We start from the raw sequence: 13,063 nt of genomic DNA, 5'->3' as shown, positions 1-13,063 counted from the left end.
CGGCCTAAGGAGCGGGAAACAGCCGCTCCAGTACGGCCGCGATGCCGTCCTCCGCGTTCGACAGGGTGATCTCGTCGGCGACGGCCCTGAGTTCGGGATGGGCGTTGGCCATGGCGACGCCGTGGGCGGCCCAGTCGAACATGGGGATGTCGTTCGGCATGTCGCCGAAGGCGATCGTCTCGGACGGCGGCAGACCCAGGTGGTCCGCGGCCAGGGCGAGACCCGTCGCCTTGGTCACGCCACATGGCTGGAGTTCGACGGTGCCGGGGCCCGACATGGTGACGGTCGCCAGCGAGCCGACCGTCACCCGGGCCGCCGACGCCAACTCGTCGTCGGTCAGGGTGGGATGGCGCAGCAGCACCTTGCTGATCGGCTCGGCCCAGAGGTCGTCACGCCGTCGCACCCGCACCGCGGGCAGCGTGGGGTGCGGCATCAGATAGCCGGGCTCGATGAGCGTGAGCCCGTCCACCCCGTCCTGGTCCACGGCCGCGTAGACCTGCCCGACCTCCGCCTCGATCTTGCCGAGCGCGGTCTCGGCCAGCTCCCGGTCCAGGGTCACCGACCAGAGCAGACGGCCGGCTCCGGCGTCGTACAACTGCGCGCCCTGGCCGCACACCGCGAGGCCCTCGCTGCCGAGTTCGTCGAGCAGCGGGCGCACCCTCGGCGTGGGGCGGCCCGTCACCACCAGGTGCCTCGCCCCCGCCGCAACGACTCTCCTCAGCACGGCCCGCGACCGGCCGGAGAGAGTGTCGTCGCCGCGCAGCAGCGTTCCGTCCAGGTCAGTGGCGATGAGTGAATATGCAGTCGGAGCGGCCATGATCCGAAGAATACGGATCGAACGTCTCAACGGCCCGGCGTGAACCGGACGACGTCCGGTATCCCGTCCGTCACGCCGTGCCCGGCCGTGACGGACGGGACGCGATCAACGAGCCCGCCGTGGGGCGCGCTTGCCCCCGTCGGCCACCGGGGCGCTGTTCCTCTCCCTCGCCTTCGCGTGACCGCCCCTTCAGGGGCTCGGCTCCCCCGGGACGTGACCGCCCCGGGGGTCCCCCTCAGCCGTGCGCCGACGCCAGGTGGGCGGCCAGCCGCGGGGACGCGAACTCCGTGCCGCACACGAACCGCATCACCGGCCCGTACGAAGCGGCCGCCGGCAGCCCCGTGAAATAGAGGCCGGGGACGGAGGAGCGATAGCCCGCGCCGAGCCTGGGCGTGCCCCGGCTCACCGCCAGCCGCGTACGCAGTTCGTGGCCGAGGAAGTCCATCGCCGCGATGTCCACCCGGTACCCGGTCGCCGCGATCACGTGATCGGCCGCCAGCTCCTGCGTCCGGCCGCCGACGCTCTGCACCTCGAGGACCGGGCGGCCGCCGCTCGTGCCGGCGCGGACGATCCGCTCGACCTCGCTGACCTCGACCTTGCCCTCGAAGCGGTCGCGCAGCCACCACGCGCCGAGCGGACCGAGGATGCGCCGGACCAGGAAGTGCCGTGCCTGGGGCGGGAGATAGCGGTAGGGGTGGGGGTAGTAGCTGAGCGCGTACAGCGACCAGGCGCGGCCGAAGGGGGACTCCGGGCGCAGCCGCGGCTGCTGCCACGGGGGCGCACCGAAGGCGACCGCGCCCTTGCCCCGGGCCACCACACGCACCTGCGCACCGGCCTCCGCCGCGAGGGCCGCCGTCTCCAGAGCGGACTGGCCCGCGCCGACGACCAGCAGTTCCTTGCCGGAGAAGCGGCTCAGGTCATGGTGCTGGGAGCTGTGGGAGACCGGGCCCGCCGGAGTGGGTCCGTCGCCCGCGGCGCCCGCGAGCTCCGGGGGCAGATGGGCAAGGCCGGACAGACCGGTCGCCACGACCACCGCCCCCGCCGTGAACAACTCCCCCGAGTCCAGCTTGAGTTCGAAGCCGCCGTCCCGCCCGCGGTCCACCGCGACCACCCGCACCCGCTCAAGACCGGGCACGAGCCGCTGCTGGAACCACTCCCCGTACCCGATGAACGTCTCCACCGGAATGATGTCCTCGTCCGTGACGAGCCGCGGTGTCCCGGACGCCTCGCAGTAGTCGAGGAGCGTGTGTCCGCGCCCGGGCGCGTCGATGTTCGAGGCGACCGGGGTCGACTTGAGCAGCATTCCCTCGGGCATGTGGTCGCGCCAGCTCACCATCGGCTCGCCGAACACACGCACCGGAATGCCGCGCGCCCGCAGATGGGCGGCGGTGGACAGGCCGAACGGCCCGGCACCGATGACTGCTACCGGATGCATCACGAAGTCCCCTCCCCAGGACGTACTGCGCCGCGCGGGTCGCGCGGTCGTGCCAACTTCGTGTCGTACTGCCGTGCTTCTTACTTCTTCTCTGGCTTCTTCCTCGGTGCGTTTCTTTTTGGTGCGGTTTCTTTTTTGGTGCGGTTTCTTCTTTGGTGCGGTTTCTTCTCTGGTGCCAGGTGCCGGTGGCCGCTAAGCGGTCCAACCGGCCCCGCTGCCCCGGCGGTTGGTCCGCCAGAGCTGGTACAGATGCTTCGCGCCGGGCCGCACGAAGCGCGCGAGCATGGTGAAGAACGGCCGCAGGTCGTCGCCCGCGAGCCAGGCCAGCTCCGTACCGCTCGCGCGGAGCGGCGCGTGCGGGGTCGTGTAGCCGCTGCGCCGGTAGGCGAGCAGGGCCGGCAGGTCGATGTTCTCCACGACATAGCGCCGGCCGGGCTGCTGGGCGCCTTTGGGTACCGCGCGGCCGGTGAGATCCAGGTGCAGGGCCCGCACCACGTCGATCCCCGACTCGCTCTCGAAGAGGCGGAACTGGGCGCCCATCCGGGGGTTGAAGTCGAGGAGCTTGTACGCCCCGTCGCGGCGGTCGAAGCGGAGGTCGAGATCGATGACGCCGGTGAAGCCGATCTGCTTGATGAAACGCGCGACGAGATCGGCGAGTTCCGGATTGTCCACGACGTACGCGTTCGCCGTCATGCCCGCGTGCGGCGGCCAGGAGCGGACCTTCACCCCTGTGAACAGCGCCAGCGGTGTCGAGTCCGCGTCGAAGTACGCGTGCACGATCCAGTCCTCGGCCTCCTCCCTCGGCAGGTACTCCTGGAGGATCACGCCGGGTTGCTCGCCCCAGCCGCGGGCGAGCGCCAGCAGTCCCGCACGGTTCTGGATGCGCGTCGTCCCGTTCACCGCGGGCCGGCTGCGGCGCACGAATGCCTCGCGGTTCTTGGCCACCAGCGGGAAGCGGGCCGTCTCCGCGAAGGCCGCGATGTCCTCGTACGACCGCGGGAAGGCGGCCGCCGGGCTCGGAATGCCGTGTTCCACGCACAGTTCGTGCAGCCCCTGCTTGCTGGCGAGGCGGCGCGGCAGCTTGGCGTCCACGCGCGGGAACAGGAAAGGACCGGCCAACTCGCCCTGGTACTCGGCGATCAGGACGGCGGCCTCCTCGTCCGTCGGCACGAGGACAGTCGGACGGCCGATGCGGCGGCCGATGCGCAGCAGCCCCTCGACGAGGCACTCCGGCTCCTCGGTCCCCCTGGTCGGCCAGACGAAGGCGCGGCGCAGATAGCGCGACGCGGCGGCGGGCGTGTAACGGTCCTCGGTGATCGCATACATCGGTATGCCGAGCCGCCCCAGGCTGCGGATGGCGCCGACACCGCCGTGATGCAGCGGATAGTCGCCGAACTTCACGATCAGGCCCGGTACATTCCGGTCGGCGTCGACCGGCACTCCGCGCGCACTCCTGGCCACGGGTCCCCCCACGTGTCCCCCCTACGGACCGGACCCACCCCGTCCGTGTCCCCCAAAGGACGCTAAGCCGGAATTGCCGCGTCCGACAAGGCTTAATCGGACATTGCGAACTCTTTAGGCACGGTGAGCGGTGCGTCACTGAGCCTGACTCCAGCCGTCACTCCCACGTAACGTGTGCCCTGACCACTTGGAACGCGTGGAACACACGGATCTCATGGCGAGCGCGAAAGCGAGGCAGCACCCGATGCCCCCCTTCGATGTCCCCGAGGGCGACCCCTTCGGTCCGCACAATCTTCCGTACGGCGTGTTCTCCCCGGCGGGGTCCGCGGACTCCCCGGCGGGTTCCGGGAGTTCCCCGGCGGGCCCCGGCGAGCGGACCGTGGGCGTCCGGCTCGGCGACCACGTGCTCGACGCGGGTGCCGCGGCCCGCGCGCTCGGCTCCCCGTACGAGGCGCTGCTCGCGCAGCCGACCCTCAACCCCCTGCTCGCCGCCGGGCGCACCGCCTGGTCCGACGTACGACGTGCGCTCACCGCCTGGGTGACGGTCCCCTCCCACCGGGAGACCATCGAACCCCTGCTGCGCCCGCTGTCCGAAGTGACGTTGCACCTGCCCTTCGAGGTCGCTGACTACGTCGACTTCTACGCCTCCGAGAACCACGCCCGAAACGTGGGACAGATCTTCCGCCCGGACGCGGCGGACACGCTCACCCCCAACTGGAAGCATCTGCCGATCGGTTACCACGGCCGGTCCGGCACGGTCGTGGTGTCCGGGACGGAGGTGATCCGCCCCTCCGGCCAGCGCAAGGCCCCCGCGGACGCCGCCCCCTCCTTCGGCCCCTCCGTCCGCCTGGACATCGAGGCGGAGGTGGGCTTCGTGATCGGCACGCCCTCCGCGATGGGCACATCCGTCCCCCTGGCAGCCTTCCGTGACCACGTCTTCGGCCTCTGCCTGCTCAACGACTGGTCCGCGCGCGACATCCAGGCCTGGGAGTACGTCCCCCTCGGCCCCTTCCTCGGCAAGTCCTTCGCGACCTCGGTGTCGGCGTGGATCACCCCGCTCGACGCGCTGGAGGACGCACGCGTGGCACCCCCGTCCCGCACCGATCCCCTCCTCCCCTACCTGGACGACGCCTCGGAGGACCCCGGCGGCTACGACCTGCGGATCTCCGTCGCCATCAACGGACACACGGTCGCCGAGCCGCCGTTCTCCACCATGTACTGGACGGCCGCCCAGCAGCTGACGCACATGACGGTCAACGGCGCGTCCCTGCGCACCGGCGACCTGTACGGCTCGGGCACGGTGAGCGGGCCCACTGAACGCGAGCGCGGCTCCCTCCTGGAGCTGACCTGGAACGGCCGCGACACCCTCGACCTCCCCGACGGCAAGCGGACCTTCCTCGAGGACGGTGACGAGGTGACCCTCACGGCCTGGGCACCGGGCCCGGGCGGGACCCGGGTGGGCCTCGGCGAGGTGTCGGGCCGGGTGGTCCCGAAGAGCTGATCCGCTGGGTCGCGGCGGTGGCAGATCTTTCTCCCGAGCCGCCGCAACCGCAGGTCAGCGGCGCGCGCGGCGCGGGCGCAGGTGGCGCAACACTCCGGCAACACCACGGCGCGCGGCCCCTCGGTATGGTCCGTCGCATGCCCGCCGAACGCATCAGAGAGCACGCCGGACCCGGCGCGACCACCGTCGCCGCCCACCGGCGGCGGCTGCGCGCGGACCGGGCCCGCCAGCTCGCCGACCTGCTGCGCCACCAGGTGCTGACCGGCGGTTTCCCGGACGGCACCCTGCCGCACGAGACGGCCATCGGCGCCGACTACCGGGCCTCCCGCAACACGGTCCGCCAGGCGCTCGACCTGCTGCGCGCCGAGGGGCTGGTGGACCGGCTCCCCGGCGTCGGCACGGTCGTCGTCGCCCAGAAGTACCCGCACGGACTCGACCGGCTGATGGGACTCGCGGAGACCCTGCGCGCCCACGGCCGGGTCAGCAACGAGGTGCGGACCGTCGGCCCCGTCGCCGCCCCCGCCCCGGTCGCCGAACGCCTGCGCGTCCCGGCCGGCGCCGACGTCCTCTACATCGAACGCCTCCGGCGCCTGGACGGTCTTCCCCTCTCTCTCGACCTCACCTACATCCCGCTCGACCTCGGCACCGCCCTGCTCGGCGCCGACCTGGAGAACACGGACGTCTTCCGCCTCCTGGAGACGATCACCGGCCAGCCCCTCGGGCACGCCGAGATCACCCTGGAGGCGGTGAACGCGGACGCGCACTCCGCCGCCGTACTGGACGCGCCGCGCGGCACCGCCGTGCTGATGCTGGAACGGCTCACCCATCTCGCCGACGGGCGCCCCGTCGACCTGGAGTTCATCCGCTTCCGCGGCGACCGCATCACCATGAACGGCCTCCTGCACCGCTCCCGGTAGTCCCGTCGGGGCCCCCGGGCGCGCCGGCCCCCGACGCACCGAGCCCCGACGCGCAGACCCCAGCTGCACCGAGCCCCGGCTCGCCGACCCCTGACGTACGAAGCCCCGCCTCGCCGATTCCTGACGCACTGATTCCTGACGCACTGATCCCCGACGCGCTGATCCCTGACGCACTGATCCCCGACGCGCTGACCCCTGACGCACTGATCCCTGACGCACTGATTCCTGGAGACAGCCATGCCCTTGGCGCCCCAGCGGGCCGATGTGCCCGTGACCATCGACGAGTCCAAGTGCATCGACGGCTGCACGCTCTGCGTCGACATGTGCCCGCTGGACTCCCTCGCCATCGACGAGAGCAACGGCAAGGCCTACATGCACGTCGACGAGTGCTGGTACTGCGGCCCGTGCGCCGCCCGCTGCCCCACCGGAGCCGTCACGGTCAACATGCCCTACCTGCTCCGCTGACCCGTCGATCCGCTCCGGCGAGAGGCCCCAACTCCCATGAAACGCACGGCAGTCGCAGTCACCACAGTCGCTCTCCTCCTCCCGCTCGCCGGCTGCGGCGGCGAGGCCGGGGCAGGCGCCGGCTCCACGGTCACCATCACGGTCGGCTACCAGTCCAAGACGATCAACACCGTCACGGCCGGCACCCTCCTGCGCTCGCTCGGCTCCTTCGAGAAGGAGCTGAACGCCCTCGGGGACGGCACCACCTACAAGGTGGACTGGCAGGACTACGCCACCGGCGCCCCGATCACCGCCCAGATGACCGCCGGGAAGATCGACATCGGCTCGATGGGCGACTTCCCACTGCTCATCAACGCGGCCCGCGGCAGCCGGCTCGGCCGCCCCACCCACCTCGTCTCGGTCACCGGCTACAACCTGCGCGGCGGCCTCAACACCATCGTCACCCCGCCGGACTCGAAGCTCGGCTCCCTCGACGACCTGCGCGGCAAGAAGGTGTCGACGAGCATCGGATCGGCGGCCGACGGCACCCTCGTCCGCGCCCTCCAACGGGCCGGGATCGACCCGGACAAGGGCATCGAGAAGCTCAACCAGCAGCCCTCGGTGGGTGCTTCGGCCCTGTCTGCGGGCAGCGCGGACGCCCTCTCCCAGTTCGTCGCCTGGCCCGGCCTGCTCGCCTACCAGGGCAAGGCGAAGGCCCTGTACGACGGCGCCGCGCTGAACCTGCCCACCTTCCACGGAGTCACCGCCCGCGAAGACTTCGCGAAGAAGCGACCGGCCGTACTGGAAGCATTCCTGAAGGCCCAGGCCACAGCGACGGACTACCTCCACGACCACCCCGTGGCCGCGGCCGAGAAGGTGGCGAAGGCGACCGGCCTGCCCGCCGAGGTCGTCTACCTCTACAACGGTGCGCACGGCATCGCCACCTTCGGTCCGGCCCTCAAGCCCCAGCTGATCTCCGCCCTGAAGAAGGACGTGTCCGTCCTGAAGTCGGCGAAGCTCATCGGGGACGTCGACGTGGACGCCTTCGTCGACGACCAGTACGTCAAGAAGGCACTGGGCTCCTCCGCGTACGCCGGGCAGCTCGCCGCCTCGCCCGCGCCGGCCGCGAGCGAGGTGTGGCCCAAGGGCTCCACCGAAACACGCACCTACGACTCCCCCTCCGCCCTGCTCCGCTACGTCTCCGCCCACCGCGCCTCCGCCCGGGCCGCCTACGTCCCCGACGCCACCACCGGAACGCGCTGGTTCGCGGACAGGGCGGTGTGGGTGGCGGACGGCGACGCCCTCCTCCCCTTCGTCACCGCGGCCACCGCCCGGGCGTACATCGCGAAGCACTCGGGCGCCCGCACCATCTCGTACGCCGACGCCCTGGGCCGGGCGTCATGACCGGGCAACCGGCCCGGGACGCCCGCGCCACGAGGACGATGCCGAGCACGGCGGCCGCCTCCGCGGCCCGGGACGCGGTACCGGGCGCGGGCGCGGGCGCGGGCCTCACGACCGCGGACACGACACCGAGCCCGACCGTCGGCCGCATGACCACGGACACAACACCGAGCTCGACCGTCGGCCGCACGACCACGCGCACGACACCGAGCTCGACCGTCAGCCTCACGACCACGGACACGACACCGAGCTCGGCCGCCAGCCTCACGACCACGGACACAACACCAAGCCCCACCGCCAGCCTCACGACCACGGACACAACACCAAGCCCCACCGCCAACCGCACCGCCAACCGCACGACCCGGGACGCCACACCGCGCGCCGGCGTCAGCTCCCTCGCCCGGTATGCCCTGCGCGCCGTGTCGCTCGCCGTCGCGCTGACCGCCTGGCAGCTGCTGACCAGCCTGAACGTCGATCTCTGGCTGCGCTTCTCCCAGTTCCCGACCGTCGTCGACGTCGCCCGCACCTTCGGCGACCGGCTCGGCGGCGACGACTACTGGACGGATCTCACCGACAGCCTCACCCGGATCCTCACCGGCTTTCTGCTGGCGGCCGTGCTGGGCATCGCCACGGGTGTGACCGTGGCCCGCTCCCGCCTCGCGGAGGACCTGCTCGGTCCGGTCCTCGAAGTGGTCCGGCCGATCCCCGCCATCGCGCTCGTCCCCGTCGCGATCCTCCTGTTCCCCAGCAACGAACAGGGCATCGTCTTCATCACCTGCACCGCCGCCTTCTTCCCCGTCCTGGTCTCCACCCGGCACGCCGTGCGCGCGCTGACTCCCGTCTGGGAAGAGGCCGTACGCACGATGGGCGGCGGCCGCCTGCGGATCCTCGGCTCGGTCGTCCTGCCCGGCGCCCTCCCCGGGATCTTCGGCGGCCTCTCGGTCGGCATCGGCGTCTCGTGGATCTGCGTCATCTCCGCCGAGATGATCTCCGGCCAGTACGGCGTCGGCTACCGCACCTGGCAGGACTACACCGTCGTCGACTACCCCGGTGTCTTCGTCGGCATGGTCACCATCGGAGTGCTCGGGTGGGTCACCTCCACGGCCGTCGAACGCCTGGGCCGATGGCTCACCCGGTGGCTGCCGCGCACGGAGTACGTCCCCGGCGCGCGGCCGCGTGCCCCAAGGACCACGCCCCTCACCCGGCCCGCTCCAGCAGCCGCGCCCGAGTCCGCGCCCACGCCCACGTCGGAATCGGAGTCGGGCTCGGGGCCGGGGTCCGGAAAGGAGGTGCGCGATGAGTACCTCGTCTGAGGCGACGAACACGTCTACCGAGGTGAAGAACTCCTCGTCCGAGGCGGAGAACACCCCTGCCGACGCGAAGAACACTTCACCCGAGGCAACGAGCACGCGTACCGAGGTGAAGAGCACCCGTACCGAGGCGAAGAGGACGCGCTCCGAGGCGAACGGAACGGGCGGGGCGGAACAGACCGTCGGCCGCCTGCCGCACGGCACCCGGCTCTCCTTCGCCGACGCCTCGCTCGGCCGCCCCGGCTCCCCCGTCCTGCACGACGTCGGCCTCGACATCCCTCCCGGCGAGATCCTCACCGTGGTCGGTCCCTCGGGGTGCGGCAAGTCGACGCTGTTGCGGACCCTCGCCGGACTGCTCCCGCTGCTCACCGGATCGGTCGCCCAGGACGGCAGCCCCCTGCTGGGCCCCGGCGCCGACCGCGCACTCGTCTTCCAGGAGGACGCCCTCCTCCCCTGGCGCACCCTGCGCGCCAATGTCGAACTGCCGCTCGCCATCAAGGGACTGTCGCGCACCGACCGCCGTACCGAGGCCGCCGCCTGGCTCGCCCGGGTCGGACTCGCGGACCACGCACGGCAGTTGCCGCACCGCGTCTCCGGTGGCCAGCGCCAGCGCGTCCAGCTCGCCCGCGCACTCGCGGGACAGCCCCGGGCCGTCCTGATGGACGAACCCTTCGGCGCGCTCGACGCCCAGACCCGCGCCGGCATGCAGGACCTCCTCGTCGACGTGCTCCACGGCACCGGCGCCACCGTCGTCTTCGTGACCCATGACGTGGACGAGGCCCTGTTCCTCGGTGACCGCGTCGCACTGCTCGGCGCGGGCCGGCTGCTCGGCGTCCGCGACGTGCCCCACCCCCGGGACCGCTCGGCCCACGACGACCCGGCGCGCCTGGCCCTGCGGCGCGAAGTCCTCACCTCACTCAGCGGCTGACGGGCCCGGGCAGCCCGCTCCCCGGGCCCCGTGACCCCGTCCCCCAGCAGCCGAAAGACCCGAAAGGCACCCCCGTGGAGATCCCGTCCCTCTCGGACGCCGAGGAACTCATCTGCGACGTCCTCGTCATCGGCGGCGGCACGGCCGGCACCATGGCCGCGCTGACCGCCGCCGAGCGCGGGGCCGACGTCCTCCTGCTGGAGAAGGCGCACGTCCGGCACTCCGGCGCTCTCGCCATGGGCATGGACGGCGTCAACAACGCCGTCATCCCCGGCCGTGCCGAGCCCGACGACTACGTCGCCGAGATCACCCGAGCCAACGACGGCATCGTCGACCAGTCCACCGTCCGGCAGACGGCGACCCGCGGTTTCGCGATGGTCCAGCGCCTGGAGTCGTACGGCGTGAAGTTCGAGAAGGACGAGCACGGCGAGTACGCGGTCCGCCAGGTGCACCGCTCCGGCTCCTATGTGCTGCCGATGCCCGAGGGCAAGGACGTCAAGAAGGTCCTCTACCGGCAGCTGCGGCGCCGGGAGATGCGCGAGCGGATCCGGATCGAGAACCGCGTCATGCCGGTGCGGGTGCTGACCGGCGCCGACGGCCGGGCGATCGGCGCCGCGGGCTTCAACACCCGTACGGGCGGCTTCGTCTCGGTCCGCGCGGGTGCCGTCATCCTCGCGACCGGCGCCTGCGGCCGCCTCGGCCTGCCCGCCTCCGGCTACCTCTACGGCACCTACGAGAACCCGACCAACGCCGGCGACGGCTACGCCATGGCCTACCACGCCGGCGCCGAACTCTCCGGCATCGAGTGCTTCCAGATCAACCCGCTGATCAAGGACTACAACGGGCCCGCCTGCGCCTACGTCGCCAACCCCTTCGGCGGCTACCAGGTCAACCGGCACGGCGAACGCTTCGTCGACTCCGACTACTGGTCGGGCCGGATGATGGCCGAGTTCGCCGCGGAGGTCGCCAGCGACCGGGGGCCGGTGTACCTCAAGCTGAGCCATCTGCCCGAGGAGTCCATCGACGCACTCGAATCCATCCTGCACACCACGGAACGCCCCACCCGCGGCACCTTCCACGCCGGCCGCGGGCACGACTACCGCACCCACGACATCGAGATGCACATCTCCGAGATCGGCCTGTGCGGCGGTCACTCCGCCTCCGGCGTACGCGTCGACGACCAGGCCCGCACGACCGTGCCCCGCCTCTACGCCGCCGGGGACCTGGCCTGCGTGCCGCACAACTACATGATCGGCGCCTTCGTCTTCGGCGACCTCGCGGGCGCGGACGCGGCCCAGTACCGCCCCTACGAAGGCGAGTTGCCGCACGACCAGCTGCGCGACGCCCACGATCTGATCTACCGCCCGCTGCGCAACCCGGAGGGCCCGCCCCAGCCCCAGGTCGAGTACAAACTCCGGCGCTTCGTGAACGACTACGTCGCCCCGCCCAAGTCCGGTGCCCGTCTCTCGCTCGCTCTCGAAGCCTTCGAGCGGATGCGCACGGACATCGCGGAGATGGGCGCCCGCACCCCGCACGAACTGATGCGGTGCGCCGAGGTCACCTTCATCCGCGACTGCGCGGAGATGGCCGCCCGCGCCTCGCTCGCGCGCACGGAGTCCCGCTGGGGCCTCTACCACGACCGCACGGACCACCCCGCCCGAAACGACGCCGACTGGTTCCACCACCTCGATCTGCACAAGTCCCCCTCTGGTGCGATGGAGTTCACGGCCCGTCCCGTGGCTCCCTATCTCGTCCCGGTCACCGAATTCACCCCGTCCGGCGGCCCCTCCCGTCACCTCGGCGAGGTTCACCCGGAGGGTGTGGCCACGGCCGGCGCACGGGACGCGGCGCCGGTGGCAGCCCGCCCGGCAGCGGTCGACCACTCCTCGGGTCCCGTCGGCCGCACGGACCCCGCCGCCTCACCCCGCCTTCTCGAACTCCTCGCCCTCGCCGACAACGAGCCCGAACTCCCCGCCCTCCACCCCTACTTGACCGACCCGGAACCCTCCGTCCGCCGGGCCGCCCTCACCCTGCTCACCGAGACGGCCCCACCCGGCACCGGCCCGGCCATCGGAGCCGCACTCGTCGACACCGACGGCGAGGTGCGCGCCACCGCGGCGGCTTCACTGCGCGAGCTCGTCGAAACCCTCACCCCCGAACCGGCCCTGTACACAACCCTCATCAACGCCCTGACCCGCAACGACGACAGCGACGACAACGACGACAACGACGACAACGACTACGCCCAGAACGACCCCCTCGTCCGCACCACCGCCCTCGACGCCCTGCGCGCCCTGCGCCTCGGCGAGCCGGATGTCTTCGCCGACGCCCTCCGGGATCCCGACATCGCCGTACGCATCGCGGCGGTACGGGGTCTGGTCTCCGTGGACCACGCGGTGCCCCTGCTGTCCGCGGTCGACGACCCTTCCCGCGAGGTCCGCGTCACCGTGGCCAAGGCCCTGGCCGGCGTGAGCCCCGGCAGCCACGTCGAAGGCGCACTCGGCCGGCTCACCGAGGACCCCGACCCCTTGGTCCGCGGCGCCGCCTACGAGGCACTGGCCACCACCGGATGCCCGGCACCCCTGGCCGCCCGAGCCGTCGCCGCCCAGGCCGACCCTGCCTGGCAGGTGCGGTCGGGCGCCGCCACCGCCCTGTCCGCCGGGGACGCCGACACGGCCGTCCCCGCCCTGGCCAAGGTCCTCGCCGACCCGAACGCCGACGTCCGCAAGGCAGCGGTCCTGGCGCTCGTACGGCACGCCGGGGTGCACGAGGGCGCCCGTGCCGCCCTCGCCACGGCCACGACCGACGCCGACGCGGACGTCAGGGCGTACGCATCGCGGGCCCTGTAG

The 13,063-nt window shown here is 72.0% G+C and carries 10 protein-coding genes; 7 read left to right on the top strand and 3 right to left on the bottom strand.

The window, feature by feature from the left end; all coding sequences use genetic code 11:
- Nucleotides 1–4: 4 nt before the first annotated feature.
- The 3 genes from ACFVYF_RS31750 to ACFVYF_RS31740 form a co-directional block, all read right to left on the bottom strand.
- Nucleotides 5–817: an HAD family hydrolase gene (locus ACFVYF_RS31750; RefSeq protein ID WP_389460923.1), complete on the bottom strand. Its 813-nt coding sequence runs from the start codon at nt 815–817 to the stop codon at nt 5–7.
- Between the two features lie 235 nt (nt 818–1,052).
- Nucleotides 1,053–2,255, bottom strand: coding sequence for an FAD-dependent oxidoreductase (locus ACFVYF_RS31745; RefSeq protein ID WP_389460921.1), 1,203 nt, complete (start codon nt 2,253–2,255; stop codon nt 1,053–1,055).
- Between the two features lie 189 nt (nt 2,256–2,444).
- A complete protein-coding gene (locus ACFVYF_RS31740) occupies nt 2,445–3,692 on the bottom strand; it encodes an ATP-grasp domain-containing protein (protein WP_389460920.1) in 1,248 nt (415 codons plus the stop codon).
- Between the two features lie 265 nt (nt 3,693–3,957).
- On the opposite strand from ACFVYF_RS31740, the gene fahA reads away from it, so the two are divergent.
- From fahA to ACFVYF_RS31705, 7 genes are all read left to right on the top strand, one after another.
- Nucleotides 3,958–5,214 (top strand): fumarylacetoacetase, encoded by a 1,257-nt coding sequence (gene fahA / locus ACFVYF_RS31735; RefSeq protein ID WP_389460918.1) that lies wholly within the window; start codon nt 3,958–3,960, stop codon nt 5,212–5,214.
- A 137-nt stretch (nt 5,215–5,351) separates the two neighbouring features.
- Nucleotides 5,352–6,131, top strand: a complete 780-nt coding sequence (locus ACFVYF_RS31730) for a GntR family transcriptional regulator (protein ID WP_389460916.1) — start codon at nt 5,352–5,354, stop codon at nt 6,129–6,131.
- Between the two features lie 237 nt (nt 6,132–6,368).
- Nucleotides 6,369–6,596, top strand: a complete 228-nt coding sequence (locus ACFVYF_RS31725; protein WP_010986276.1) for a ferredoxin family protein — start codon at nt 6,369–6,371, stop codon at nt 6,594–6,596.
- Between the two features lie 36 nt (nt 6,597–6,632).
- The gene (locus tag ACFVYF_RS31720) at nt 6,633–7,979 is read left to right on the top strand and encodes an ABC transporter substrate-binding protein (protein WP_389460914.1); all 1,347 of its coding nucleotides are present in this window, start codon (nt 6,633–6,635) and stop codon (nt 7,977–7,979) included.
- A gap of 407 nt (nt 7,980–8,386) precedes the next feature.
- The gene (locus tag ACFVYF_RS31715) at nt 8,387–9,289 is read left to right on the top strand and encodes an ABC transporter permease (protein WP_389460963.1); all 903 of its coding nucleotides are present in this window, start codon (nt 8,387–8,389) and stop codon (nt 9,287–9,289) included.
- Nucleotides 9,273–10,214, top strand: coding sequence for an ATP-binding cassette domain-containing protein (locus ACFVYF_RS31710; RefSeq protein ID WP_389460912.1), 942 nt, complete (start codon nt 9,273–9,275; stop codon nt 10,212–10,214). The genes ACFVYF_RS31715 and ACFVYF_RS31710 overlap by 17 nt, the downstream gene beginning before the upstream one ends.
- Before the next feature lie 74 nt (nt 10,215–10,288).
- The gene (locus ACFVYF_RS31705) at nt 10,289–13,063 is read left to right on the top strand and encodes a fumarate reductase/succinate dehydrogenase flavoprotein subunit (protein ID WP_389460910.1); all 2,775 of its coding nucleotides are present in this window, start codon (nt 10,289–10,291) and stop codon (nt 13,061–13,063) included.

This window comes from Streptomyces sp. NPDC058274, assembly GCF_042881375.1.
Lineage (GTDB): Bacteria > Actinomycetota > Actinomycetes > Streptomycetales > Streptomycetaceae > Streptomyces.
The sequence above is the reverse complement of the archived record's forward strand: the minus strand, read 5'-3'. Positions and strand labels throughout refer to the sequence as shown.

Excerpts from the sequence above, each read along its gene's own strand:
- ACFVYF_RS31750 (WP_389460923.1), bottom strand. The coding sequence starts at position 817 with ATGGCCGCTCCGACTGCATATTCACTCATCGCCACTGACCTGGACGGA.
- fahA (WP_389460918.1), top strand. The coding sequence starts at position 3,958 with ATGCCCCCCTTCGATGTCCCCGAGGGCGACCCCTTCGGTCCGCACAAT.
- ACFVYF_RS31730 (WP_389460916.1), top strand. The coding sequence starts at position 5,352 with ATGCCCGCCGAACGCATCAGAGAGCACGCCGGACCCGGCGCGACCACC.
- ACFVYF_RS31725 (WP_010986276.1), top strand. The coding sequence starts at position 6,369 with ATGCCCTTGGCGCCCCAGCGGGCCGATGTGCCCGTGACCATCGACGAG.
- ACFVYF_RS31720 (WP_389460914.1), top strand. The coding sequence starts at position 6,633 with ATGAAACGCACGGCAGTCGCAGTCACCACAGTCGCTCTCCTCCTCCCG.
- ACFVYF_RS31710 (WP_389460912.1), top strand. The coding sequence starts at position 9,273 with ATGAGTACCTCGTCTGAGGCGACGAACACGTCTACCGAGGTGAAGAAC.